Source organism: Fontivita pretiosa (genome assembly GCF_050410795.1).
Lineage (GTDB): Bacteria > Planctomycetota > Phycisphaerae > Tepidisphaerales > Tepidisphaeraceae > Fontivita > Fontivita pretiosa.
The window spans coordinates 3670160-3696720 of the sequence record NZ_CP191258.1 but is presented as its reverse complement, the minus strand read 5'-3'; the positions used below and the strand labels follow the sequence as shown (position 1 = coordinate 3696720).

21 protein-coding genes are annotated in these 26561 nt (G+C 64.1%); 9 read left to right on the top strand and 12 right to left on the bottom strand.

Annotated elements, in window-relative coordinates; translation table 11 throughout:
- Positions 1-12: 12 nt before the first annotated feature.
- Positions 13-144, bottom strand: a complete 132-nt coding sequence (locus ACQS5P_RS14920) for a hypothetical protein (protein WP_428937414.1) — start codon at positions 142-144, stop codon at positions 13-15.
- Between the two features lie 23 nt (positions 145-167).
- A complete protein-coding gene (gene nadD, locus ACQS5P_RS14915; protein WP_428937413.1) occupies positions 168-791 on the bottom strand; it encodes a nicotinate-nucleotide adenylyltransferase in 624 nt (207 codons plus the stop codon).
- Positions 792-1068: 277 nt separating this feature from the next.
- Here nadD and ACQS5P_RS14910 point away from each other — a divergent pair, with 277 nt between their 5' ends.
- Positions 1069-2094: a sigma-70 family RNA polymerase sigma factor gene (locus ACQS5P_RS14910; RefSeq protein ID WP_428937412.1), complete on the top strand. Its 1026-nt coding sequence runs from the start codon at positions 1069-1071 to the stop codon at positions 2092-2094.
- Positions 2095-2214: 120 nt separating this feature from the next.
- Here the strand turns inward: ACQS5P_RS14910 and ACQS5P_RS14905 are convergent, their stop codons facing one another.
- Positions 2215-2628: a hypothetical protein gene (locus tag ACQS5P_RS14905; protein ID WP_428937411.1), complete on the bottom strand. Its 414-nt coding sequence runs from the start codon at positions 2626-2628 to the stop codon at positions 2215-2217.
- A 307-nt stretch (positions 2629-2935) separates the two neighbouring features.
- Here ACQS5P_RS14905 and ACQS5P_RS14900 point away from each other — a divergent pair, with 307 nt between their 5' ends.
- The 4 genes from ACQS5P_RS14900 (at position 2936) to argJ (ending at position 9082) form a co-directional block, all read left to right on the top strand.
- Positions 2936-3964, top strand: a complete 1029-nt coding sequence (locus ACQS5P_RS14900; protein WP_428937410.1) for a GGDEF domain-containing protein — start codon at positions 2936-2938, stop codon at positions 3962-3964.
- A 629-nt stretch (positions 3965-4593) separates the two neighbouring features.
- Positions 4594-5517: a hypothetical protein gene (locus ACQS5P_RS14895; RefSeq protein WP_428937409.1), complete on the top strand. Its 924-nt coding sequence runs from the start codon at positions 4594-4596 to the stop codon at positions 5515-5517.
- A 93-nt stretch (positions 5518-5610) separates the two neighbouring features.
- A complete protein-coding gene (locus ACQS5P_RS14890) occupies positions 5611-7698 on the top strand; it encodes a DUF6785 family protein (RefSeq protein WP_428937408.1) in 2088 nt (695 codons plus the stop codon).
- Positions 7699-7843: 145 nt separating this feature from the next.
- The gene (argJ, locus tag ACQS5P_RS14885; RefSeq protein WP_428937407.1) at positions 7844-9082 is read left to right on the top strand and encodes a bifunctional glutamate N-acetyltransferase/amino-acid acetyltransferase ArgJ; all 1239 of its coding nucleotides are present in this window, start codon (positions 7844-7846) and stop codon (positions 9080-9082) included.
- A gap of 127 nt (positions 9083-9209) precedes the next feature.
- Here argJ and ACQS5P_RS14880 read toward each other — a convergent pair whose 3' ends face one another.
- The 7 genes from ACQS5P_RS14880 to ACQS5P_RS14850 form a co-directional block, all read right to left on the bottom strand.
- A complete protein-coding gene (locus tag ACQS5P_RS14880; RefSeq protein WP_428937406.1) occupies positions 9210-9752 on the bottom strand; it encodes a PaaI family thioesterase in 543 nt (180 codons plus the stop codon).
- A 202-nt stretch (positions 9753-9954) separates the two neighbouring features.
- The gene (locus tag ACQS5P_RS14875) at positions 9955-11850 is read right to left on the bottom strand and encodes a glycoside hydrolase family 127 protein (protein WP_428937405.1); all 1896 of its coding nucleotides are present in this window, start codon (positions 11848-11850) and stop codon (positions 9955-9957) included.
- Complete coding sequence (locus ACQS5P_RS14870) at positions 11851-14559, bottom strand: hypothetical protein (RefSeq protein ID WP_428937404.1); 2709 nt, start codon at positions 14557-14559, stop codon at positions 11851-11853. It lies immediately after the preceding gene.
- Positions 14560-15705, bottom strand: a complete 1146-nt coding sequence (locus ACQS5P_RS14865) for a Gfo/Idh/MocA family protein (RefSeq protein ID WP_428937403.1) — start codon at positions 15703-15705, stop codon at positions 14560-14562.
- 127 nt (positions 15706-15832) lie between these two features.
- Positions 15833-16888 carry a protein arginine kinase gene (locus tag ACQS5P_RS14860; RefSeq protein WP_428937402.1) on the bottom strand — a complete coding sequence of 352 codons (1056 nt, stop codon included), beginning with the start codon at positions 16886-16888 and terminating at the stop codon, positions 15833-15835.
- 93 nt (positions 16889-16981) lie between these two features.
- Positions 16982-17479: a UvrB/UvrC motif-containing protein gene (locus tag ACQS5P_RS14855; RefSeq protein WP_428937401.1), complete on the bottom strand. Its 498-nt coding sequence runs from the start codon at positions 17477-17479 to the stop codon at positions 16982-16984.
- A gap of 96 nt (positions 17480-17575) precedes the next feature.
- On the bottom strand, positions 17576-17941 hold the full coding sequence (locus ACQS5P_RS14850; RefSeq protein ID WP_428937400.1) for a 6-pyruvoyl trahydropterin synthase family protein: 366 nt from the start codon (positions 17939-17941) through the stop codon (positions 17576-17578).
- A gap of 109 nt (positions 17942-18050) precedes the next feature.
- Between ACQS5P_RS14850 and trpE the strand changes: the two genes are divergently transcribed.
- From trpE to ACQS5P_RS14835, 3 genes are read left to right on the top strand one after another with little or no spacing between them, the layout of a single operon-like run.
- On the top strand, positions 18051-19568 hold the full coding sequence (gene trpE / locus ACQS5P_RS14845; RefSeq protein WP_428937399.1) for an anthranilate synthase component I: 1518 nt from the start codon (positions 18051-18053) through the stop codon (positions 19566-19568).
- A gap of 27 nt (positions 19569-19595) precedes the next feature.
- Positions 19596-20546, top strand: a complete 951-nt coding sequence (locus ACQS5P_RS14840; protein WP_428937398.1) for an NAD(P)-dependent oxidoreductase — start codon at positions 19596-19598, stop codon at positions 20544-20546.
- 44 nt (positions 20547-20590) lie between these two features.
- Entirely contained in the window at positions 20591-22177 is a 1587-nt protein-coding gene (locus tag ACQS5P_RS14835) for an aldehyde dehydrogenase (NADP(+)) (RefSeq protein ID WP_428937397.1), read from the top strand.
- 2 nt (positions 22178-22179) lie between these two features.
- Here the strand turns inward: ACQS5P_RS14835 and ACQS5P_RS14830 are convergent, their stop codons facing one another.
- The gene (locus ACQS5P_RS14830) at positions 22180-23619 is read right to left on the bottom strand and encodes a hypothetical protein (RefSeq protein ID WP_428937396.1); all 1440 of its coding nucleotides are present in this window, start codon (positions 23617-23619) and stop codon (positions 22180-22182) included.
- A gap of 446 nt (positions 23620-24065) precedes the next feature.
- A complete protein-coding gene (locus tag ACQS5P_RS14825; protein WP_428937395.1) occupies positions 24066-25445 on the bottom strand; it encodes a lipopolysaccharide biosynthesis protein in 1380 nt (459 codons plus the stop codon).
- Between the two features lie 170 nt (positions 25446-25615).
- Between ACQS5P_RS14825 and ACQS5P_RS14820 the strand changes: the two genes are divergently transcribed.
- Positions 25616-26551: a 1-phosphofructokinase family hexose kinase gene (locus tag ACQS5P_RS14820; protein WP_428937394.1), complete on the top strand. Its 936-nt coding sequence runs from the start codon at positions 25616-25618 to the stop codon at positions 26549-26551.
- The last annotated feature ends 10 nt before the right edge of the window (positions 26552-26561 follow it).

The following is a 26561-nucleotide window of genomic DNA, read 5'->3' as shown; positions in this document are numbered from 1 at the left end:
TGGTTTTTGCGGCTACCTGCCCAGCACCCACAGCAGCGCGATCAGGCCAAGAATCACCAGCACCAGGCACCCGCACCCGCCGCGCCGCGGGTGTCGTACGGTCTGGTCGGCGAGGATGATCCCGAAATCATCGTCGGCGGGCACCGGTGTCCCTGTTGGCGGCGGCTTTAACTCAGGTAAAGCCTGTGAGTGTGGATGTAACGAACTACAGCCGGCGGCGTCAGATACTCGATGCTCAGCCCGGCGCGGACCCGCCAGCGGATCTGCGTGGAACTGATTTCAATCAACGGGGCGACGACAACGTTGTCTTTCAAAGAAGCGAATTCCCCCGGCAGGGCGTTCCAGTCGATGGGAACGCCGGGCCGGGCCATGATCAGCAGGCTGGCCTCGCGTATCAAGGCGGCAGGTTCCCGCCATTTTGGCAGGTAGTTGAGCATGTCGGCACCGATGAGCCAGTGGACCTGTGTCCAGCCCTGGCTGCGGAGCTGGCGGACGGTGTCGATGGTATAGCTCGGTCCCCGGCGAGCAATTTCGATCTCGGAGATGTCGAATTGAACCTGTGCCCGGCGACTATCCGTTGAGTTAGAGGTCTGGATCGCAAGTCGGCACATTTGCAGACGATGCGTCGGGCTGGCCAGGTCGGCGGCCCGGGGCTTGTGAGGCGGCTGGCCGCAGGGGATGAGCATCACCCGGGCAAAGCCCCTGGCTTCGGCCACCGCCCGGGCACAAATAAGGTGCCCCAGGTGGATCGGGTTGAAACTTCCGCCCAGGCACAGCGTTTTCTTATGCATGGATGACCGATAACCGTTGGCAGCACAGGTGTCCAGTGCCCGGGACACCTGAGGCGAATGCTGAAAGGAGCATCTAAATATCCTTTTATGCGGCAGTTACGTTGCGAACCGCGCGGCGGTTGGCAACGTATGTATCGCTGGAACGACTCAATATCTGTACAATAGTTCCAGCAAAGACCGAATAAGCTCCCATTGAGCTTGGTTGGTCTTTGTATTGTAGGTGACGACGCGGAAAGTGGAATCAGTCAGCGCACGCAGCGCACGAAGGAGGCCAGAAGTGGCCGCTGCCTTACTCGCCAATCAGAATAAAAAGACCCAGGCTTCGGCCCGACGCAGCCCGGTGCCGCGCCATCTGCGCGAGCGCGCCGAGGCGATCCTGGCCGAGAACTACGCCTACATGGACAGCCCGCTGTTCCGTCGCAAGAACATCGAGGCGGAGCTGTTCACGGAGGACGCCGAGCGCGCCCTGCCGCTGGTCAGTTGGTACCAGCCCACGCGGGACGACGCGTTCGAGGACCAGGCCATGGTCGGCGCGCCTCAGCTCATGAAGCCTGAGGAAGAGCGGTTGATGTTCTACCGCTTCAACTACGCCAAGATGCGGCTCTGCCAGCTCCAGCGAAAGGTCAAGCGTGAAGGCCTGACCAAGGAACTGGCCGAGCAGGTCATCGAGTGGCACCGCCGCTACGAGCACTACCGCGAGTACCTCGTGCGCACCAACCTGGCGCTGGTGCTGGCCATGGCCAAGCGCACGCGCCTGGGCGACGTGGACTTCGCGGAGATCGTCTCGGAAGGCAACATGGCGCTGCTGCGGGCGGTGGACAAGTTCAACGTCGATCGCGGCTTCAAGTTCAGCACCTACGCGTGCCGCGCTATCCTCAAGGCTTTCTCGCGCACCGCGATGAAGCACAGCCGGCACCGTACTCGGTTCCCGGTCGAGTTCGAACCCGACTTGGAGAAGAGCGACTGGATCGACAAGAAGCGCGACATCGTCGAGGAAGAGTGCATCGACGAGCTCAAGCAGATCGTCGATCGCAACCTGGCGGATCTGAGCGACACCGAGCAGACCGTGATCCGTCGCCGATTTAACTGGCAGCAGGAGGAGGAACAGCCCCTGACGCTGGAAGAGGTCGGCAAGATCATCGGTGTGACCAAGGAGCGTGTCCGCCAGATCCAGAACAAGGCCCTGGCCAAGATCCGCAAGCTCATGGAGGAGGGCGTTCTGCGGACCCGGCCCGAGCCGCGTCCCAGCCAGGAGCCCCAGGAAAAGTCCCAGGACAAGCTCGATACCACCGGCAGCGCTTAAGCCGCCGGGCGGCACAGCGCAGGCAAGCAAGACGACCGGAATCAGCCAACCCTGATTCCGGTCGTTTTCTTTCTGGCACAGGCACTGCGCCGTTCACCGGCAGCAACACCCGAGGCACCGTCAGGCCGCCTTGGGCACGAAGGGCTTGAGCATCTCGGGCAGTTGTTTTGCTCCCCTGCGCAGCGCCTTGCCGACCGCATAGCGCATCGACAGATCGAACCGTCGCCACACCCGCTGATCCGGCTCCACACCCAGGCGTCGCATCTGTGATATCGCCCACATCCACACGTGGTATTCCTCCTCGCAACGCCTGCGGTAGGTCTCGAAGCCGATCGCGTGATGCCCCACTTCGTGCAGGAAGACCGCCAGGCTGATCGGCGTCTTGGGAAACGGCGACTCGATCCAGTTCACCACCCGTCCATCATGGTGATACACCCGCCAGGCACAACCGCTCATACTCCGCCGCCACTTGCGGACCCGGATGTCGTACCGCCGCTTCATCTGTTGCACGATCGACGCGAATGGCTGATGCATGGTGTTGGTGTGGTATCGGCACCGGGGCCTTCATCGCTGAACTTCAACGCGTGCCGACGCCCCGGAGCATCACACACATCGCCTGCGCAAGACAAGACCCGTGCCAGGTCGATCTTCCGCGCCGCAGAGGGCACGTCCAGCCGTGCAAATCAGCGGCCAGCATCGTGCCCGATAACCACCTGCCGCGCATCAGATCGCCTGCCTGCGTATGCCAGTTAACTCCGGCACTCGCCGGACCGATAAGCACCGACGGATGCCCACCGCCGATTCGACCAGGAACGCTGTTGCAACGACCACGACTTGTCCGATGCGGCCAACCGACACGCTTGATCCGATCCGCGCATTCACCCGCAACCTGGCGATGCGAGCTGTCGCCCGCCTGCGCGCGGTTCTGCCGATCATCCTCATGGTCGCGATGATCGGCGCCGCGCTGGCGATCTGGTGGAGCGTCTGGAGCCTGGCCCGTGGAACGCCCCATGGACGGCTGACGTCGCTGCCACTCCCCCTGGCCATCATGCTTGTTGCCGCTGTGCTATGGGTTGGACACTACAGGCGATGGGTGCTTCCCGCGCGACGCCTCCTGCACACCATCCGCCAGATACGCTGCGGGCAGGCGCCGATCGACGAGCTGAGCCGCATCGGCGGCAGGCTGGGCTCGCTGGCGCCGCTCATTCAGGAACTGTTCCACGAACTGCGACAGCAGAAGCTGGCGATGGCTCAGCTCGAGGCCGAAATCCATCAGCGTATCGCCGTGCGCACCAGCGCGCTGGAACGACAGATTGGTTCACTGCGACAGCAGGCGGTCCGCGACCCGCTCACCGGGCTGTACAACCGCCGAATGCTCGATGCCTGCCTGCCCGGATTCATCCAACGCTGCACCGCCGAGCAGAGCGATCTGTCGTTGCTGGCCATCGACGTGGACTACTTCAAGCTGCTCAACGACACGCTCGGGCACGCGGCGGGCGACCAGTTGCTTCGCGATATCGGGCAGATCATCCGATCCGGTATCCGGGCGCAGGACGCGGCGTTTCGCACCGGCGGAGACGAGTTCATCGTCGTCCTGCCCGGCGTGACACCGCAAGACGCCCGCGCCACGGCCGAGCGGCTCACGCGGCTGGTTGAGGAGCTGGTCAAGCCGCTGCGGCTGTCCTGCCCGCCGAAACTGTCGATCGGAGTCTTTTCCCTCTCCGAGCTGCCCGGCAACCCGACGGTCGGCGAGATGACCGCAATCGCAGACAAGCGGCTGTACCAGATCAAATCGGCGCGCCATCGCCAGCACCAGCACCACCCGCGCCACCTCTGCGAAGCCAAAAAGACTCCCGACCCCTTAAAATAAGCGATCCCTTAAAATAAGGCACGACTCGACCGTTTTCGGCGGCGATGGGAACGATGACATCCTGATGCGATCGCGGAGGACGAGCTATTACCGCGGCGGCGCGGGTGACGACTACTTTCGCGTGGACCGCTCGTCCTCTACCTCGCGCGACTTTCATGGTGAGCAAGGCAACGATACCCTGGATTGGCGCGGCTTTCTGAGTGCACCCTGGTCGGTGTTTGTCACCATTGACTTTGTCACCATTGACGACGTTGCCAACGACGTCTATCCGCCGAGTGGACATATCAGCAGGGGCGGGACAATGTTCACACGGACATTGAGCGGATCATCGGCAACTGCGGAACAGATTCCATCACCGGATCCGCGAAGAACGAGACGCTCATCGGAGACTCGGGCAACGATGTGATCTACGCGGGAGGCGGCAATGATGTGCTGGACGGCGGGCGAGGCGATGATCAGTTGTTTGGACAAGGGCGGGCCGGGGGTGAATGTGATCACCGACCAACTGCTGTTGCGCCAGTAACAGCAGCGGGTGGCGGAGCCGCTGTTGGACTGAGTTGGTCCGGTAATTCGCCGCAAAACAGGATTGTCAATGCCGCAAGCGCCGACGCGACGATAGCTACGGATGTATGAGACGTACATCCGAGATCATCGAATGGTGTTTGAAGTGGTCGGATCGAGTACAGTCGGCGTGTCGGGGATGGCTGTCGCGGACGCGCGGGGTGGTCAAATCGGCCGGGCCGGTCTCGATCACTTCGGTTTATTCGCAGCGGTGGCACGAGAACGCAGTCACGGACAATCAGCAGGCGCATAGCGCGCGGTCGGCGATGTGGACGTGCGTTGCGGCGCAGATCCACTGGCGACGGCTGGCACGATATCGGCTGGGGCGACAGTTGCTGCGGCAGTGGAAACCGCTGGTGGAATCGGCACTGCGAATCGGCGGGCAGTTGTGCGGCCTGCTCAGAACAATTCCCCTGCGCCAGACGATGATGGGCTGGCGAAGTCGCTTGCGGCAACGGCGCGTGGGGCGTGCGTTCGGTGGGTTTGCAGGCGCGGCCGTAGCGGCGATGTATGTCGCGATGCTGGTGGCGGTGCAGACCTGGCGGCCGCAGGCCGCAATGTCGCGGGCAATGGGCTGGTCGATCAGGACGTCGGTGGTGGATGCCCCAACCCAGGCCGCGCCGGTGCAGCCGCAGGCGGTATTGGCGGGGACGGAAATCAGACCAAGCGCGGCGACTGCACCGCCCCAGCCGCTGAGCCGTGCCCAGGAGATCGCACAACTCAAAGCCCAGATCGCCCAGGCCAGGCAGCAGGCGTTGTGGCGGCTGCGTCAGTCGCCGCAGTACCAGCAGGCACAGGCCGAGCTTGAGCGGCTGGACGCCCGCGTCCGCGAGCTGAGGGTGCGAGATCCTTACGGCGAGCTGCCGCAGACCAGCGTCAAGTGGATCCAGGCCAAGAGCGCGCTGAACCGTCTGACCGAGCAGGCGCTTCGCACGGATGCGGAGCTGCGCCGTGCGGAGGAGGCGTTGGAAAGGCGGCGGGCGATGCCGTGAGCAGGCTTGGCGGCTGGATGCCGTCTGCACGGTCGGGACGCCCGCGACACGCGCACGCGTGCTGGTGCTCGATTTCCTGCGCAGGTCCAAGCCATGACACCAGACCGCGCAACACCTCTGCCCCCCGCTGGCGGGCGCGGCGCGATCACGTTCCGCGCCGTTGTGCTGGGCCTGGCGGGCGCGGTCTTCATCAGCCTGCTGACTCCGTGGAATGACCTGGTTTTGAACAACACGTTCCTGATCGGCAACAACCTGCCCACGGGCGTGGTGATGCTGGTGTTCGGATTCGTGGTGTTCGTCAACTGGCCGCTGCGGCGGTGGGCGCCGCGGTATGCCTTCAGCGCCGCGGAACTGACGGTTGCGCTGGGGCTGGTGCTGGTCAGTTGCTGCATTCCCAGCAGCGGGCTGATGCGTACGTTTCCCGGCGCGCTGATCGGGCCGTGGTGGATCGCACGCAACGACAACCAGTGGCTGGCCGTGCTGGAACAGCTCCATCTGCCGCGATGGATCTGGCCGGGTTTCGGGGGCGATGGTCCGCGCGACTGGATCGCCGATCCAGTGCTGCTGGGTTTTGTGGGGAGATGGACGGGTCCGGGTCCGGCGCCCTACACGGCGTGGCTGGTTCCCGCGATTTCATGGGGCATCTTCACGTTCGCGCTGTTCGGGGCGCTGCTGTGCATGGTGGCGATCCTTCGCCGCCAGTGGGTCGAGAATGAACGACTGGCTTTCCCGCTGGCGGAGATCTACCTGGCACTGATCGACGAGCCGGTTGCGGGCGGAGCCTTCAGCCCCACGATGCGCCGGCGCAGCTTCTGGATCGCCTTCGCCGCCGTCTTTGTGCTCTACGTGTACAACGGGCTGTGGCTGTATATCCCCGAGCATATCGCGGTGATTCCAATTCGCTTCGATCTGCGTGATGTGCTGGTGGAAGGCTCGTTTCGATACCTGCGCGATGAGATCAAGCAGGCGCAGATTTTTTTCACCGCTATCGGCGTCTGCTTTTTCCTGCCCACCAACGTGTCGCTGAGCCTGTGGATCTTCTTCGTGCTGCACAGTGTGGTGATGATGCTCAAGGGCACGTACACGGGGGACCCGGCGATTTACGGAGAGATCGATCAACACCTGGGCGCGTTCGTCGCGTTCGCGGTGGCGATCCTGTGGATGGGGCGAGGGCACTGGCGGCTGGTTTTTGCTCAGGCGCTGCGGGGACATCGCGCAGGCGAGCCGCACGGAAGGTATCTGTCGTACCCGGCGGCGGCGCGGGGGTTGGTGCTGTGCTCGATGATCATGGTCGTGTGGCTGTGCCTGGCCGGGGCGGGCGTCGGCGGCGCGATCATCCTCGTGATCCTACTGCTGTCGCTGTTTCTGGTGATCACGCGCGTGGTCGCGGAGACCGGACTCTTCCACGCCGGGCTGGTCGTCCCGTTCGTGCGCCACTGGACGATGCTCCAGCACTACGGCTGGTCGGCGCCGGTGTCGCGAGAGACGGTCATGCTCGGATCGATGCTGGAGGCGATCCACTACGACATGCGCGAACCGCTGCCGGTTTACGCCAGCCACGCGATCCGTGTCGCGGATCGAACGCTGTTCCAGGAGCACGCCATGAAGATGGATGATGAGCAGGACCGGCGGCGTGGTCGGCGACTGATCGCGCTGATGCTCCTGACGCTGCTGGTCGCCTACGTCGCGAGCTTCGCCTCGGCGCTGTGGTGCGAGTATCGCTACGCGGGCTCGCTGGATGTGGCCGGAACCTCGCCGCTGAATCCGTATGGCGTGGTGACGATTCCGCAGATGCGGATCGTGAATCCGACGATGGACTACGTGCGCGGCCCTCGTCCGCCACAGCATGATCCGCTGGGCAACTTCGCCTTCGGGGCCGCGTTCACCGCGTTTCTTTCCTACATGCGGTGGAACTACACCTGGTGGCCGCTGCATCCGGTGGGATACTTGCTGCTGGGTACGTTTCCCAGCCGGGTTCTGTGGTTCAGCGCGCTGCTTGGCTGGGCGATCAAGGTGCTGACGCTGCGTTTTGGCGGCAGTCGGGCGTTTACCAACCTCAAGCCGCTGTTTCTGGGGCTGATCGTTGGCGAATCCCTTGCGGCCGGCTTCTGGCTGGCGGCCTCGGTGCTTCTGCATTGGCTGGGGATGGAATACAAGGCGGTGTCGATTCTGCCGTGGTGAAGCGACTTGAGGACGGAGTGATCGCGGCTTGTGGACTTTGGACCGGGAACTGAAACAGCGGCCAACGGGAACGTGTCGCTCGACGCTCGGCACCGGCGGCTGCAACTCGACGTGCGCGGCGGGATCGACTACGCTGTGGCGATCTATGGCTGAGAATCGTGTTCACCTGCTGTCGGTGCGCGGGTTCCGCGCCGGGGCGGTTCATGCGGGGATCAAATCCGGCAATGCGCTGGACGTGGCGGTGCTGGTCTGCGAGACGTCTGCGACGGCGGCGGCGGCGTTCACGACCAACCGCGTCGTCTCACCGGCCGTCGTCATCGGTCGGCGACATGTGTCCGGCGGACAGTTGCGAGGCGTGGTGGTCAATTCCGGCAACGCCAACGCCTGCACGGGCAGGCGGGGGCTGGCCGACGCGATCGCCATGTGTCGGCTCGCGGCTGCACATGCCGGCTGCGACGCGCACGAATTTCTGCCCAGCTCGACGGGGATCATCGGCAAACACCTGCCGATGGACAGGATTGAGCGCGGCATCGCCGGCGCGTTCCAGTTCCTCGGCAACAGCCACGAGCACGCGATGCGATTTGCCGAGGCGATTCTCACAACCGACCTGAAGCGCAAACAGGCCGCGGCGACGGTGAAGATCGGCCGTGACACGATCCGCATCGCTGGCGTGTGCAAGGGCAGCGGCATGATCGGCCCGCGACTGGCGGTGCAGTCGGGCGGAGCATCGCGCGCGAAGCACGCGACGATGCTGGCGTATCTGACGACCGACGCGAAGATCCCCGCCGCCGTGCTGCGAAAGATCCTCCAGGCCGCCGCCGACCGCAGCTTCAATGCCGTCACCGTCGATGATCATGCCAGCACCAACGACACCGCGTGCGTGATGGCCTCGGGGCTGGTCGGTCGCACCATCAGTTCGTCGGCGGATGTCACCAAGTTCGCCCGGGCGTTCGAGCAGGTCTGCCAGTCGCTGGCGTATCAGATCGCCGCCGACGGTGAAGGGGCGACGAAGGTCATTCGCATCAACGTGCTGGGCGCGTCGGATGAAGCTGCGGCGCGGGCGATCGCGCGGCAGATCGCCAACTCCCCGCTGGTCAAGACCGCGATGCACGGCAACGACCCGAACTGGGGTCGGATCGTTTCGGCCGCGGGGAATGCGGGCGTGCCGTTCGACGCCGACAAGGCGGTGCTCAAGCTCCAGGACACCGTTGTTTTCCGCCGTGGCCAGCCCGTGCCGTTCGACGACGCGAAGGTGAGCAAGTCGCTGGACGCCAAGGAAGTGCGCGTGGAACTGACGTGCAACCTGGGCAAGGCTCGTGCCACCTGCTGGACCTGCGACCTGTCGCGCGAGTACATCCGCATCAACGCCGACTATCACACGTGAGCGCCGGGCTGTCGTGACACGGCCGTCGCGGCGGTGCAGTGCGCACTTGGAGCCTTGAAGATCCGCGCAGCCGTGCTGTGCTGCGCTGGCGACGATTCCCGATCGCAGCGACGCCCGCGCCATTGCCTCAGGCGGTTTTTGCCGCGCGGCGGGCCTTCTTGAGCTTGTGATGCGCCTTGGGAGTAACGTGGAAGGTGGCTTCGCAACGGCCGACGCGGCGATCCTGCTCGCCGGGCTTGCCCTGCTGCTGGATCTCCATGTCCACGGTGATGTTGAACTCTTTTCCCGTGGCGATCAGCGCGTGGATATCTTCCCGCGCCTGGATGCGGTAAACCGCCGGGCCGAAGCACGGGCGCAGGAACGTGTAGTTGAGTTGTTTGCAGACGACGGTGTAGTCGGCGCCGCAAATGCCAAAGACGTAGCTTCCGCCGGCGATTTCGGAGTTGGCCAGCAGCGCCCCGCCGGCCATGGCGCGGTACCAGTTGCGGTTGAATCGTCGGAACGGCAGGACCGCGCGGGCGGCAAAGGAGCCGGCATCAAGCTCCTTCATCCGAATTCCGCTGAAGAACGCCAGCGGCAGCCAGATCAGCGAACAGATGCTGTTCCAGAAGTTGTCGCGCATGGACAGGCGACTGACGAAGGCCTCGATCCGGTCGTACAGCCGTTGCATGCGACTGCTACGAATGGGAGGCCTGGCAAGATGTCGGATCTTCGCGGCGGACGGCGCCGCAGGAACGGACTTGAGAACGGCGGGAGCAACTTCGGTCTGAGTCATTGCCAACAATTACCGCTGAGGCGGCCCATGGTTGAATCGCCGCATCACCATACACAACTCTTTCGGCATGAAAAGCGCCAAAACCGGAGTTTTACAATCAACCGGCGGTACCGAGCCACACGAGCATCCGCCCGGGCTTGCGATTGTCCCACAGCGCGTAGGGAGTCGCCGTTACATCCATACGCCGCCGGCGCGGCTTGCGTTCGGGGCGGACAGCATCCAGCGGTCTGTACAGCGCATCGGATTGTTCGCTCATTTGACAGACTGTGGCCTGGCAGCGCAGGAGCACCGCCCCGCCGAGCGATCGCGTCCGCACGGGGCTGATCCTCGCCCGGTCCGATACTTCGATCCGCCGGATGTCCACAGAATGATCGCACTGCTCCAGGCAATAGACGATCGGCCCGCGCTGTAGCGCCACCCGGCCGGCGTTGTCCAGAACCCTCGGATGCGACACGACTCGCTCCGGTGGCATGTGCAGGCTCAGCACGACGCAGTCCCCCCGCCGCCAGTGACGGCAAATGCGCGCGTACCCGTGCCGCACGGGCGCCGCGATCGATTGACCGTTCAGCTTCAGGCCGTAACGGCGGCACCATCCCGGAATCCGCAGCAGCAGACTGAAATCCATCGACTGATCCGGATCCATGCGAATCTCGACTCTGCCGTCCCAGGGGTAGTCCGTCTGCTGTGAAAGCCGAACCTCACGCCCCGCAAGCGATACGGCGGCGCTTCCGGCGGCGTAGAGATGAACGTACAACTCTCGCCCGTCAGCCGATGTGGAGTAGACATATGTCCCCAGCGACGCCAGCAGCCGTGCAACGTTCGGCGGGCAGCAGGCACAGTCATACCAGGGTCTGCGATGATGCTGGCCGGATGAGGCCAGCGGGTTCTCATAGAAAAACCGCCTGCCATCCAGGCTCACCGCCGAAATCACCCCGTTGTACAGCGCCCGCTCCATCACATCGGCGTACTCGGCATCGCGATCAATCTGGAGCATGCGATGGGCGAAGAAGACCAGCCCGATCGCGGCGCAGGTTTCGCAATACGCCGTTTCGTTGGGAAGCTCAAAATCGTCGCCAAAGGCTTCGCCGCGGCGGACGGCGCCGATCCCGCCGGTAATGTACATCTTCCGCCGCGTGATGCTCTTCCACAGCCGCCGGCACGCCGCCAGCAGCTCCGGGTCGTTCGTTTCGGCGGCGACGTCGGCCATGCCGCTGTACAGATACGTCGCGCGGACGGCGTGTCCCACTGCCTCGCGCTGCTGGCGCACCGGCAGATGCGACTGGTTCTTCGTGTAATCCCATTCCCAGGCCTTCGGATCCTCGCCGCGGGCGCGAGCCTCGGCATCGTAGAAATGCGGCCGCTGCCCACGACGGTCGATGAAGTGCTTCGACAGCTCGAGATATCGGCGTTGCCCGGTCACGCGATACAGCTTGACCAGCGCCAGCTCGATCTGCTCGTGGCCGGGATATCCGTCGCGTTTGCCGCGCGGGCCGAAGGTGTCATCGATCAGGTCGGCGTAACGAATCAGCGGATCCAGCAGCGTGCGCTTGCCCGTGGCGCAAAAGTGTGCCACCGCCGCCTCGATCAGGTGTCCGGCGCAGTACAGCTCGTGCCAGTCGCGCAGATTCGTCCATCGCTTCTGCGGCTCGACGACCGTGAAGTAGACGTTGAGATATCCATCCGGCTGCTGCGCCGAGGCGATCGACTCGATCACTTCATTCAGCTCGCTTTCGAGCTGCGGATCCGGATGCGTCGCCAGGCTGTAGCTTGCCGCCTCGATCCACTTGGCCACATCGGAATCCCAGAAATAGTGGGGCCGGTTGGGCATGCCGGGCTTCCAGTCGAGCCGCAAGGCGTCGATGCGCCCGGTGCGGCGAAGCAGCTCCAGCTCATGCGGGATCGTGACTCGCCGATTGGTCGCGACTCGCCGCCCCCAGAAGCCGCAGCCAAACTTTACGCGATGATGCTCGATGGGAATCAGGGCGGTGGACATTCAGATACTTCGCTGGACCACAGAAGCGGCGATAACGCGCCTCGCCGGCGTCGCGCGCGACGCTGGCATGACAGTTTGCAGCGGATCGCTCGTCCCGGCCTGCCAGTTCATGCTCAGCAGGTTCAGGTCAAGCGTATCGACCAGGCCGTTGTAATCGAAGTCTCCGGCGACCCAGGAGCCGCTGGTCTGAAAGTGCGCAGCCAGCGCGTACAGGTCTCGCGCATCAACCCGCCCGTCCAAAGTCGCGTCGCCGTAATAGGTGTATCTCACGAGAATCGCCGGCCCGATGACCGTCTGACCGGCGAACAGCGCGCCCGGGCCGTGCAGAGCAAGATAATCGCTCGCTTCCATGACGCCCAGAGTCGTGTTGTGCAGGATGGCACTCTTCGCCGCCGTGCTGGTAAGCCCGCTGCCCAGCCATGTTCCCCCGGAACGAGCAGCGCGAATAAGACCGATGACCGCTTGCAGTGGCGAAGGTCCGGTATAGGCGTAGATGAGGTGGTTGTCATTCAGGTCGAGCGTGCCGCCGTCGATCGTCAGCGAGCGCAGGACGATGACGCGATTGCCGCCCGCTTGAACCGATGCTCGAGCGCCTGCGCCGACCTGCAACCCGGCAAGGCGCGTGACCGGCGCGGCGAACGCAATCGCCGCCCCGCCTCCGGCGCTGATCGTCAGATTGGGGGTTTCGATCGAAGGATCGTCCGCAAACGACCATGTCGCCGGGCCGATCAGGTTCAGCGTCTCGTTTCCCGTGCCCAGGCGGAAGCCAAAACCGCCCTGGCCCGTGGGGCGCACATCGCCATTGGAGCTGTCCAGCCACAGCGCATCATCGCCGCCGAGTCCATCGATGGCGAAGCTGTGCAGTGTGTCAAAGGGCACGCTGAACGTTGGCGATGCTGTTGTGGGCAGGTTGCGCCAGACCTGCAACATTGTCCCGTTGGCGCTTCGCCGGGCGTGGATCGTGTCGCCACTGCCATCGCCCGCGACGTAAAGGAAGTTCAGCGCGAACCCGCCGCCCAGGGCGTTGCCCGCGACGTCGCTCACGGATCCCGGCGCGAACGCGGCGGTGTAATAGCCGCTGGGCAACACGCCGCCGGCAAATCCCGGAAATGTGAACGTCGCGGTGTCGGTGGGCGCGTCGTAGCTGAGCGCGATCTTCTCCGGCGCCACGGTGGTTCCCGTTAGATTGTCGGTCAGCAGCAGATCCGCGGCCGACAGGCTCGCCCGCACGTTCTCGCTGAAGACGAACCGAAGCGACTGAGGCTCGCCATTGAACACGAACTGCCCTGACACGACCGCGGGCGGCGTGGTGTCTGCAACAAACGCTTCCTCCAGCTCGACAAAATCCCAGTACAGCACGTTGCCGGGCGTCGCGCCGTTGTCGCCGAGCGTCACGCGCACGCTCGTCTGCCCCGCCGGCACGTTGAAGTTGTAGATCACGCGTTTCCAGGTTCCGTTGACGACGGATCGTGGCGCATCCTGCACTTCGCGTGCCGCCAGGTTCTGCCCGCCGAGCGTCGAGACCGTCACCCGGGCGCGCTCGGCGCTGCTGCCCGCCGCCGCCGTCACGAACGCCGACACCGTGTACGTGCGACCCGGGATCACCGAAGCTGTGTACGTCGCGCTGTTGGGGCTGCTGCCGCGCACCATCTTCAGGCCCCAGCTCTGGTGCGTTGCGTAGCCGTAGTCGTCGTGGTAGTTGACGATGCCTTCGATCGTGTAGTTGAATCGCGTGATCAGCCCTCCGGTGCCGGGAGAAAGCGTCCAACCGGATGTGCTGCTCTCGAACTGCGGGTTGGCGATGTTCTGCGACATGCTGCCGTCGCCGAAGTAGCTGGTCTGATCGCGCACGAAGTAGTGATCGACGAGCTTGCCGATGTATTGCGCGGTGATCGGCTCGGTTCGATACCAGATCCAGAACGCCGCTCCATCAATCATCGACGTCTTTGGGCTGTTGCGGATCTGGTGCATCTGGGCGTCGAGCAGACCATAGAAGCCAACAGTGGCCGAGTCGTCGGCGACAAAGCCGCTCTGGGGGATGTAGATGCCGAAGACGGTTTTCTGCCGCAGCCCCGGCGCGAACGAATCGATGTTGTCGGCGAATGGATCGAACAGGTAAAGCTGCGGGTTGCGCTCGTTGATGTAGACCTCGAGCATGTAGCGGTCGGCGTAGGCGTTGATCGCGTTGAGCAGGTTGGAGTAGCTGACGGCCGGGTTGCCGTAGAGCGTGTTGGGCCCGCCGTCGGCAAGCTGCCAGACCGACCAGACGAAGATGCGTTTGTTCGGGTACTGCTGGCGAAGCTGTGCCAGCGCCGCGATGAGCCGCTCGGATTCGGGGCTGCCGTTTGGATAGGCACCGAACTCGTCAATCTGGATCGCATCGAATCCACCCGGCAACGCCCCGCCGAGCGTGTTCTGGAACGGCGCGCTCCAGGTATTGACCATCTGCTGGACCGAGTGCGACGGGTTGGCGACGGTCTGGTGCAGGAACAGCTTGCCCTGCGACCGCAGCTCCTTGACCAGCTCTGCGTCGCTGGTCAGCCCGCCGATCGCCGTATATTGCGGCAGGATCTTGAGGAATTCGTTCTTGGCGCTGTCGGTGTACCCGGACATGAACAAAAACGGGCTGGGCACCGGCGGCGCAGTGCTGTTCAGCAGCGTGCGCGGTTCGAGCGGCTCGACCAGATAATCTCCCGTCCTGCGATTCATTCACTGCACCTGTGTATCAGTTCGTGAGAAGAACTCGCTGGCGGCGGCGTAGTCCAGGGGCAGGCGCACTTCGGCGCCCGTCGCCGCCGACATCCGCGCCGCCCAGCCCACTTCCGCGATCGTGGCGCTGTTGACGAAACTGAGTGGCGAGCGGACGCCCGTTTTCACGCATTCGATGAAGTGTCCCACCGCCGCGCCGGTCTGGTGCTCGAAGACGTTGCCGCTGTCGGGCGTGGTGGTGTCGGGCGGCCAGGGCTGCACCCCCTGCTGCCGGCATCGTTCGCTGTCCAGCGGGTAGACCCATTGCCCCGCCGTCACAGACTCCGACCACATCCGCACCTTCTGCGGACGATCCAGCCGCGAGTCAAAGACGAACTCCCCCATGGTACCCGAGACGCTGTGATACGCGTCGTAGCCGTTGGAATAGTCGATGTTGCCGAAGCAGAACCCGGCCGCGCCGTTGTCGAAGCGCACCAGAATGTTCCAGATGCATTCGGCCTCGAAATCGCGGACCTGTGCCGGCAGAGCCGTGGCGAAGACGCCGACGGGCCTGGCCTGCGACGCCATCGCCAGGATCATCACCGACAGCGCGTGATTGATCCCCATGCCGATGGCGTCGCCCATGATGGCGCGGCTGAGCTTCCACTTCTTCTCGCCGGCGATGTTGATCGGGTGACGGTAGTTGACCTGGATCTGGGTGATGCGCCCCAGCGTGCCCTCGGCGACCATGGCCCGCAGGCGACGCTCCAGCGAGTCGAAGTAGAGGATGTAATCGACGTAGGTAATCAGGCCGGCGTTGGCGCGCTCGAGCTCGATTTCACGGGCGAATTCATCGAAGCGAGTGGCGGCGGGCTTCTCGCAAAAGACGTGCTTGCCCGCCTGCATCGCCGCGATCGCCTGCTGGCCGTGAAACGAATTCGGCGACGCGATGAAGACCGCGCGCACGTCCGCATCGGCCAGCATCTTCTCGTAGTCTGCGCCGACCCGAGCGCAGCTCAATCCCAACTCGCCCAGCAGTCCCCGGGCGCGATCGGGATTGCGGCTGATCACCCAGGCAAGTTGAACATCATCGCGTTCGCCCAGCCGGCGCAGCAGCGCAGCGCCCATCCATCCAGCTCCAACCAGGCCGACGCTGAGTTTGGACACGATCCGCTCCAGGCTTGGGACAGGGGGAAGGATATCTGATTAAACGTTAAATCACAAGCAAAAAAACGACCCGGACAATAGCGGATTTCCGGATCATCACGCTTTCGCAGTTGCCATGCCCTGCGAGTCAGTTGCCATTGAGCCGCTGGCGGATGAAGTCGGCGCGGGCGGCGCGGCGAAGGTCGCCCTCGAGCTTGCGGCCCTGAAGCTTCTGAAGGTGCGCCGGCTGGGACAACAGGAACAGCTCGTTGATCGTGCGGATATCGATCTCCTTGATTCGCCCAAGGTTGATCCCCATCCGCAGGTGGCTGAGCAGGAACATCACTTCCTCGCTGGTCAGCAGCCTCGCCGAGCGCAGCACCCCCAGCGCCCGGCACACCTTGTCATCCAATGCCACCGTGCGGTCGTTGAGCAGCGTCCTGCGGGCGTGATGTTCGTAATCGATGATCTTGGGGATGACCACGTGCTTGAAGTCGGAAATGATCTCTTCCTCGCTCTTGCCCAGCGTCGTCTGGTTCGAGATCTGATAGAAATCGCCCGTCGCTTCGGTTCCCTCGCCGTAAAGCCCCCGTACGGCCAGACGCATGTCCTTGGCGGCGCGGAAGACTTTCTCGATCTCGCCGGTCAGCTTCAGGGCCGGCAGGTGCAGCATCACGCTCACGCGGATGCCCGTGCCCACGTTGGTCGGGCACGCCGTGAGATACCCGAAGCGCGGATGGAACGCGAAATCCAGCCTGGCCTCCAGCTTGTCATCGACGGCGTTGATCTGTTCCCAGGCTTCCTCGAGCTGTAGCCCGCTGCGCAGGACCTGAATGCGCAGATGGTCTTCCTCGTTGACCATGATCGAGAGGGTCTCATTCTCCCCGATCGCCACGCCGCGGGCGCCCTCGGCGGCGGCGTGAGGCTTGCTGATCAGATGGCGTTCGACCAGAAGCTGGCGATCGACCTCCGGAGCGGTTTCCAGATCGACATAGAGCATCTCGCTGGAAAGATTCGCCGCCAGAATCGTGTCGCGGATTTTCGCCTCGGTCGCCTGTCGCTGGTGACGCGTCATGCGGGTGAGGAACCGCTGCCCGGCCAGATTCCGCGCCAGCCGGATGCGCGAGGAGATCACGATCTCGCTCATCGGCCCCACGCCCCGCAACCACTCGCCCGCCCTGGATGTCAGGTCACTGAGTTTCATAGTAAAGGAAGAAGGTTCAGGGATGAAAGATGAAGAAACCGACGCGGCTGGATCTTCATCCTTCAACAATCTGCCTTCTGACTTTCTCGTTGTTCATCCTTCCGCCTCTCGGATCTGATCGCGGAGCTTGGCGGCGCGTTCGTAATCCTCGGCCTCGACGGCACGCTGAAGCTCCCTGCGCAGTCGTGCCACGTCGATCTGGCGCTTGGCGGGGACGGCGGCGCTGCCGCCCCGACGAGTCGGCACCTTGCCCAAATGGTGCGTGGCGCCCTCGTGGGCCCGCTGAAGCAGCGGCGTCAGCTCCTTCTCGAACAGCACGTAGTCATGCTCGCAACCCAACAGCCCATTCTGCCGAAACTCCGCCCAGGTGATCCCGCACACCTCGCACGCCTGCGTCTGTTCCCGAACCAGTTGCCCCGAATGCGCCAAAACGAAATTGGTCAGCAGCTCGTTGATCGGCGTGTGGCTTTTGACGGGCAGGCCTTCCATCTGAGCGGCGCACTGCTCGCACAGGTGCTTCTCGTATTTCTTGCCGTTCCTGATCTCCGTCAGGTGTACGGTCGCCTGGTTTTTGCAGTTGTCGCACTTCATGATCGGATTTCAGCGGCTTTTGGTGTCCGATGAATCGTATTTCCCGATGCCACGGCGGTCAATCGGCAACCGCCCCGGCCTAAGCCCCGTGCCGGATCATCCGGCGCGCCAGATAGCCCGGCAATCCGGCGTCTCCCAGACTTCTACCGCGCGCAAGGCCACGTGGTTCGGCAGTTGCAGCGACCGCGCCACATGCCAGGCGAGCTGCTCGGCCGACGGATTGCACGTTGCAAACTCCGGAAGATCGTTCAGATGACGGTTTTGCATCGGAGAAAGGACCTGGTCAAGCCTACGCTGCAACTCGTGAAAGTCCATCACCACGCCGATGGAATCCAGCGTCTGGGCCGAAACGGTCACCAACACCCGCCAGTTATGCCCGTGCAACGGCTCCAGCGAGCCATCGTACAGCCGAAGCTGATGCGATGCGGAAAAGTCGCGCAAGACCGTGATCTCGAATGGCATGACAAAGAGGGTAAGAGCAAGAAGGCAAAAGGCAAACACCCCTGGCAACACCGCGAGTCTGGCGGCTCGTGCCTTTTGCCTTTTTCCTTTTACCTTTTACCTTACTCTCATGCCCCGCTATTTTCCCGATGCCGAACAGTTCGCACAGATCGCCCGCACCCACGATCTGATCCCCGTCTACCGCCAGCTCCTGGCAGACCACCTCACCCCCGTGACCGCCTTCGAAGTCCTCGGACGCGACGAAAACGCGTTTCTGCTGGAAAGCGTGGTCGGCGGCGAACGCATCGGGCGATATAGCTTCATCGCCACCGGACCTTCATTGATCTATTTCGTGCTCGACGGCAAGGCGGCGATCATCCAGCCGCCGGCTAGACCCAGGGAGTTTGTCACCACCGACCCGCTGGCCGACCTCCAGAAGTTGCTGCCCCCGCGACGCTACCACCGCGACAAGCGCCTGCCGGCATTCACCGGCGGGCTGGTCGGCTTCGCCGCCTATGACATGATCCGATACTACGAAGGCGAAAAGCTGCCCAACCCGCCGCGCGACGACCGCCACCTGCCCGATCTGCTGTTCGGCCTGTACAACGAGCTGGTCATCTTCGATCACGTGGACAAGACCATCAAGGTGGTGGCCAATGCATGTGTGGCCCATGAACAGTCGCCCGCGGGCAGCGGCAACTCAACCGAACGGGCGTATCGCGACGCCTGCCATCGGGTGGACGAGATCGTGCAGCGACTCTCTCAGCCGCCGGTTTCCAGGCTCGGCGAAATCGACACCGAACAGCCGTTGACACTGCCGTTCAGCAGCAACATGAGCCGCCAGCAGTTCGAGCAGGCGGTGGAGAAGAGCAAGCAGTACATTCGCGCCGGCGACATCTTTCAGGTCGTGCCAAGCCAGCGGCTGCGGGTGCAGTCAGAAGCATCGCCATTCGACGTCTACCGGGCGCTGCGAATCATCAACCCCTCGCCGTTCATGTTCTACCTGAAAAGCCCGGTGGTGACCCTGATCGGATCCAGCCCGGAAATCCTTTGCCGGGTGATGGACGGCGTGGTCACGTCGCGTCCGCTGGCCGGCACGCGACGACGCGGCGCCACCCCCGAAGAAGACAAGGCCCTGGAACAGGAGCTTCTTTCCGATCCCAAGGAGCGGGCCGAGCACATCATGCTGGTCGATCTGCACCGCAACGACATCGGTCGCGTGGCGAAGGTTGGTACGGTGAAGGTGGACGACGTGATGACGGTGGAGCGTTACAGCCACGTCATGCACATCACCACCAACGTCACCGGACAGCTCGCTGAGGGCATGACCGCATTCGACGCCCTGCGCGTCTCGCTGCCGGTCGGAACCGTCAGCGGCGCGCCCAAAATCCGCGCCATGCAGATCATCGACGAGCTGGAGCCCACCCGCCGTGGACCCTACGGCGGCGCCGTCGGATACATCGACTTCGCCGGAAACATGGATACCTGCATCGCCCTGCGAACGATCGTGTGGAAAAACGGCGTGTACGACGTGCAGGTCGGCGCCGGCATCGTCGCCGACTCCGTCCCGGAAAACGAGTACGAAGAGACCATGAACAAGGCCCGGGCCATGCTCAAGGCCGTGCAGATCGCGCAAAACGGGTTTTGACTTCAGTGGGTTCTTCGCAGAATCTGTGTGGCCGCATCCCGGGAATCGGCCGGACAGGCGGCTGGTGAATCAGCCCCCAACAACAGGGACACAACAATGAACAAGCCAACGGTAGCCGTGATGGGACTGGGGATCATGGGTTCGGGCATGGCGCGGCGGGCGCTTGAGGCGGGCTTTCCGCTGGTGGTCTACAATCGCAGTCCGCAGCGGGCCGAGCCGCTGGTGCAACAGGGCGCACGCGCCGCACGCACGCCTCGCGAGGCCGCGTCCCAGGCCAGCATCCTCATCAGCATGGTCGCCGACGATCACGCCTCACGAGCGATTTGGCTCGCGGAAGACGGCGCGCTGGCCGGGGCCAGGCCGGGCAGCGTGCTGATCGAGTCCAGCACCCTCTCGGTGAGCTGGGTACGCCAGCTTCACGCCGCCGCCAGAAAAGTCGCCTGCGACCTGCTCGATGCCCCAGTCACCGGCAGCAAGCCACAGGCGCAGTCGGGAGAGTTGAACTTCCTGGTCGGCGGAGATCCCGCGGCGCTGGAGCGCGCCAGGCCCGTCCTGCAAGTCATGGGCAAAGGCATCCATCACCTGGGTCCCTGCGGATCGGGCGCGATGGTCAAGCTGATCAACAACTTCATGGCCGGTGTGCAGGTCGCGGCGCTGGCCGAGGCCATGGCGCTGCTGGAGTGGGCCGGCAAAAACGAACAGCTCGACCGTGAGAAGGCGCTGAACGTGCTGCTGAACGGCGCCACCGCCTCGCCGGTGGTCAAGGTCGTCGCCGCCCGCATGGCCGCACACGACTACACCCCCAACTTCCTGCTGAAACTGATGGCCAAGGACCTGGACTACGCGCTGTCCGAAGCGCGGCAGCGCGGGCTGACGCTGAGCACCCCCGCCACCGCGCTGGAACTGATGAAACGCGCCATCGCCGCCGGGCACGGGGAACAGGACATGGCCGCCGTCGTCGAGATCCTCCGCAACTGAACTGACACTCCGACAACCTGCCGGCAACAGGATCAGGTGATTCCATGGCAGAACAACCGGTGTTAATCGCTGGACAGTGGCGGGCGGCGCGGGCCGCCGGCACTTTCCACGCGCAAAACCCCACCACCGCCGAGCCATTGCCCGAGGCGTACCCGATCAGCACCTGGGAGGATTGTGATGCGGCGCTGGCTGCGGCCGCGGAAGCGGCGGCGGCACTTCGGGCAGTTCCCGCATCATCCATCGCGGCGCTTCTGCGAGGTTATGCGGAGCGAATCGAATCCCACAAGAGCCAGATCGTGGAAATGGCCCATCTGGAGACCGGCCTGCCCAAATCCCCGCGACTGGCCGACGTCGAGCTGCCGCGCACGACCAACCAGCTTCGCCAGGCCGCTCAGGCGGCGATCGAAGGCTCCTGGGCGCTGCCCACGATCGACACCAAACTGAACATCCGCTCATGCTACGCGCCGCTGGGGCCGGTGTGCGTGTTCGGGCCGAACAACTTTCCGCTGGCGTTCAACGGGATCGCCGGCGGAGACTTCGCCGCCGCCATCGCCGCGGGCAATCCCGTCATCGCCAAGGCCAATCCCGGACACCCGGGCACAACGCGTCTTCTGGCCGAGCAGGCGCTGGCCGCCGTGCACGAGGCGCAGCTCCCGCCGGCCACCGTCCAGCTCATCTACAGGATCAGCCACGAAGACGGCCAGCGGCTGGTGTCCGATCCGCGTCTGGGCGGCACCGGCTACACCGGCAGCCGCCGCGCCGGGCTGGCGCTCAAGGCCGCCGCCGACGCCGCCGGCAAGCCCATCTACCTTGAGTTGTCCAGCATCAATCCCGTGCTGATCCTGCCCGCAGCCATCCAGCAGCGCGCCGAGAAGATTGCCGATGAATTCACCGACAGTTGCCTGCTGGGCAGCGGCCAGTTCTGCACCAACCCCGGGCTGGTGATCCTGCTGGCCGGCGAGCCGGCCGAACGATTCGTCGGACTGGTCAAACAGCGGTTCGAATCGCGCCCGCCGACTACGCTGCTGGGCTCGGGCGTCTGCCAGGCGCTTGCCCGCAGCGTCGCCACGCTTCGCGACGCAGGCGCGTCGCTGATCACCGGCGGCCAGCCACTCCCGGCCCCGCCCATCCGCTTCGCCAATACCCTGCTCCGCGTCGATGGCGATCGATTCCTCGCCAATCCCGAAAAGCTTCAGACCGAAGCCTTCGGCAACGTCTCGCTGTTCGTGCTGGCCAAGGATGTCCAGCAGATTCAACAGATCCTGGATCGTCTTGAAGGCAACCTGACCGGCTGCATCTACTCCGCGACCGACGGCGCCGACGATGCGATGTACGATGCGCTGGCCCCGCGACTGCGGTGGCGTGTTGGACGACTGCTCAATGACAAGATGCCCACGGGCGTGGCGGTCAGCCCCGCAATGAATCATGGCGGGCCATATCCAGCCACGGGACATCCCGGCTTCACCGCGGTGGGAATCCCCGCGTCGCTGCGGCGGTTTGCGATGCTTCATTGCTACGATAACGTCAGAGAACATCGCCTGCCCCCACTGCTGCGGAACAAGAACCCGACGGGAAGCACCTGGCGGTTGATTGACGGCGCGTGGACGCAAGCGGACGTCCCGCCGCAATAACACTATTGTCGCGCCACAACTCGCAGTGCAATGTCCCCGACGAATCTCGGCGATGACATCGGCCGCGCGCCACCCGCGTGCTCGACCTGTTCCTGTTGCTCCACTTCGCCGTTCAGCGTATTGATCCAGTCGATGCGATAGCGTCCCCCCGGCAGGTCGAGGGAAAACACGACAGTCGTCGGCTCCGTCGGCGACTCCTGCCCGAGCCTGCAAAAGTAGATCGCATACTGCCGCCCCGGCTCAACCAGCGCGTAGGCTGCCATGTCGTTGCCGGGATTCAGATCGTGTACGACCTGCGGATCCGGCGACATGCGGACGAAATCGAAGCCGTGGATGAAATCACTGAGGATGCCAAGCTGCCGCCGCAGCGCCGCCGAGCCTCCGCCGGGCTGGGCGCGCGGATAGACAAACGTCCCGTCCTCGTGTCCGACCGCAAACGAGTAGTCGAGATTGCTGTACAGCCCTCCGCCGGCGAGGATGAACGCCCAGCCCTCGCGACGGTAGTAGAAGTCGTGCTGCTGCCGGCCGCCGGTCTCGTTCTCCCCGATCACCGCGCGCAGGTCGTAGTTCATCGCCACCGCATCCGGTGGCCAGGCGTAGTGAAAGTTGTAGATCGACACCGCCGGATGAGGATCCTGGACCTTTCCCTTCTCGTTGGCCACATTTACTGAGATCAGATGCCTGGATCCGACGTCGCGTTGGGCAGCGGCGATCACATCGATCATGTGGCGCTGCCAGTCCATCGGCACGTTGCACACGTACGGCTCGTTCATCACCTCCAAGTAGATGTTGTCGAAGTCGCGTAGCTCGGCCACGACCTTGCGCACCATCGCCTCCTGGATCGGCAGCAGCCCGCCGTGCTTGTCCAGCGTGTAAACGTCGTCTCGTCCCACGCCGCCCAGGCCATTGACGTTGTTCTGCGCGTTCATCGGGCTGAAGGCCCACATCTGGTCCTGATAGAACGGGCAGAAGAGGTTGAGTTCGACGACGATGCCTCGTTCGGATGCATGGGAGACGAATCGCCGCAGGCGATGAAAGTAGGCCTCGTCGAAGCGCGAGAGGTCGAAGCGGTTGCCGCCACCGGCATAGCCGGGCTGGTCGCTTCGTGCCCAGGGACAGATGAACCGTCCCGCCGCCGGCGCAAGCGTGTTGCCGGAGATGCTCAGCGCGCCCGGATACTCGCAATACGCCCCGACCCACATCCGCGTGTGATTCAGCCGGTCCTTTGCCAGCGTGTTCAAGTATCTGACGAAATCGAAGTCCGCGTTGAGCACCGCGCCGTAGTGCTCGCCGGAGGTGATCAGGATCGTCGGCCGGCCGCGAAACAGAAAGTAATGCGGGTTCTCCGGGTGCAGTTGCAGGGGATGCCGCTGCGATTGATGAACGCACCCTGTGCACACCAGAGCGATCAGCGCGAGCATGGCCAGCAGGGAGGTGTACATTTCGTCTTCGCGCCATCCGGTCGATCACCATCCTGGCAGAAATCCGACCGAGATGTGCTGGAGCGAAAGATACCATCTGGCCAGCGAAGGACCAGTTGGCTCCGCCCTTGCGCCAACCGCTCGCACGGGCGGGACGTGCCCAGCGGCATGACGTCGTGAACAACCGGGATGTCGGACTCTCGAATTCGATCGCACCGCGCATGGCCGGGACAGCCATGTCACAGTTGGCTCTTCTCCGCTTTCATCGCACGCACCTGCGAGTCTGAGAGAAAAACGCGGGTGGTCTGAGATGTGTATAAACGACAGGCGGGACGCTCGTGACACGATCGAAACCGCTGCCGGTATGCGTGACAAACCCAGACACGTGTGCCCGGCCCGCCAATTCACGGTTCAACGGCACCATCGTCTGCGCGCTTCCCTGGAGATGGGAACAACCATGCAGGTTCTCATGCCGCCGCGAGACGCTGCGCTTGGGGCTGGGGATGTGCGATCTGCTGCGTCATGCCGGCGGCCTGCGGTTCATCGGGCAGTTTCTTCACGGCATACGCCTGCACCGCGACCTGCACCGTCGCCGCCACCAGCCATCCTGCCACCGCGCCGATCAGGTCAAACGCCGCCGTCAGCGGCATGGCGACCAGCACGTACGCCCCCGCCGCCAGAAGCTGCGACACGAAGGTTGCTCGTGTGCGCTCGACCGCGTTGAGCAGCGCCCCCGTCGCGGTGATGGCGAAGCTCAGCCCCATCACCAGCGCGGCGATCCGCAGCACCTGCGCGTATTGCCCGTGCTGCACATAGGTGGAATCCCAGCCGTAGAAGATGGCCAGTCCGGTCCGCGGTGCGATCAGCAGCAGCCCCAGGTAAGGCGCCAGCAGCAGCGTGCCCAGCAGGCCAAAGCGATGCATCACGCGCTTGGCGCGGCGCATTCCCTGCTGGCGCAAGGTGCGCGCCGCGTTGGGCATGATCAGCGTCGAGACCACGAACGAAAGCGGATTGGCCAGCCGCAGCACGTTGGTCACCGCCGCGTATACGCCAAGCTGCTGTTTACCGCACCACCAAGCCAGGTTCCAGTTGAACAGCGTGCCGCCGAACACGTTGAGCACATTGCCCGCCAGGATCCACCGTCCCAATTCCCAGCTTTGCCGAAGGAACGGGATGATCTGCGATGCCGAAACCTGATGCAGCCCCACTCGCCAGCCCAGTACCAGGGTTGCCACGCCCATGGTCAGTGCCATCGCCTGGAAGACGGCCGGCAGGGTCAGTCTGCCGTTGCCCGCCAGCATGACCACCGCCGCCGCCAGGCCGGCGTATCCGATGCAGTCCCCGATCAGCGTGAAGCGGAATCGCAGATGGGCCATCAATGCCCGCCGCACCGTCTCCTGCATCTGCCACAGCAGCAGTGCCGCCGCCGCCCACAGTCCCACGGCAAGCTCCATCCCCGCGATCAGGCTCGTCAGCAACAGCCCCAGCGCCAGCACCGGCCAGGCCAGCAATGTCACCGCCAGCGACAGGCTGGTCAGTCGTCCCAGCGCCGGCGCGTCCAGCACCGCGCCGCGAACCGTCAGCGGATACACCACCATCGCCGCCTGAATGCTGTTCAGCAGCAGCATCGGCTCGATGAGGATGAAGTAGGCCCCGAGCGTGGCCACGTCGTGCTGCCGGGCGAAATAGCGTGCCAGCAGAATGTTGACGGCGAAGTTGCCCAGGCTCACCACCGCCTGGTCCGCCATCGCCCAGACCGACTGCCTGGAGTCGCTCCACAGCACCGAAGCGATCTGCCAGCCGCGCTGCCGGCCCCGTCCCAGCGCTTTCGACCATCCTGTCGGCATCTCGCAGGATTTATCGACCGTTCCGGGCGAGCAGCTAAGCCGCCGGTCGGGCATCTCACACAGCGCTACGCAGGCGCGGTCACAAATGGCGGTTATCGGTCCGCCGACGGCTTGACGCCCGGCACGGCACCGGGCAGATTCTGCCCAATCACCGGTTCCAGCGACGTCGCATGATCATCTGCCTGGGCACAACTCCGACGATGCAACGAACGATGAGTTTCCCGCGGCTGACGATCGACGCCGTCAACCGCGCCACCGCCGTCCACGACTACGCCTCGGGCAAAGTCACCAATGTCGCCCGTGTGTTGCACACGCTGGGACAAAGCGAGCTGCTGCTCACCGGGTTTCTCGGCGGCATCAGAGGACGGACATTCCGCGCGGATCTGGATGCCGCTGGCGTGCCTCACGACTTTGTGGAAGTCAGCGCTCTGACTCGCCTGTGCATCACCGTCATCGATCAGTCCGCCCGCACCGCCACCGAGCTGGTCGAAGAACCCAAACCGGTTGCGCCGCAGGATTATCAGAAACTGCTGGACAAGCTGCGGGGACTGCTGGCCGGCGCCAGACTGCTGGTGCTTTCCGGCACGCTGCCTCCGGGGGCCGATCCCGATTTCTATGCCCGCTGCGTCGAGCTTGCCTCGCGGCATGGCGTGCGGGTGATTCTCGACGCCGTCGGCCAGCCCCTGCTGCGAGCCCTGCCACATCGTCCCCACATCGTCAAACCCAATCAGTCCGAGTTGTCGCGCACCCTCGAGCGTGATCTGCCCGACGAGAAGGCGGTTGGCGAGGCGATGCGCGAGCTGATCGCCCGCGGCGCCGAATGGGTCGTCACCACACGCGGGCCAAAGGATACTCTTTTGACCAACGGAGAATCGTTCTGGCGGGTGACGACGCCGAAAGTCCAGGTTGTCAGCGCGATCGGCTCCGGCGACGCCTTCGCCGCCGGACTGGCCTTTGCGCTGTCCAGCGGCCAGGAGCTTCCCCTCGCCGCGATCCTGGGCACCGCGTGCGCGGCGGCCAACGCCATGACCGCCTTCGCCGGGCATGTCGATCGCGATGTTGTGCAGTCCCTCAAAGACCAGATTCGCCTGGAGCAGCTCGCGTAGCTCCCGCTCG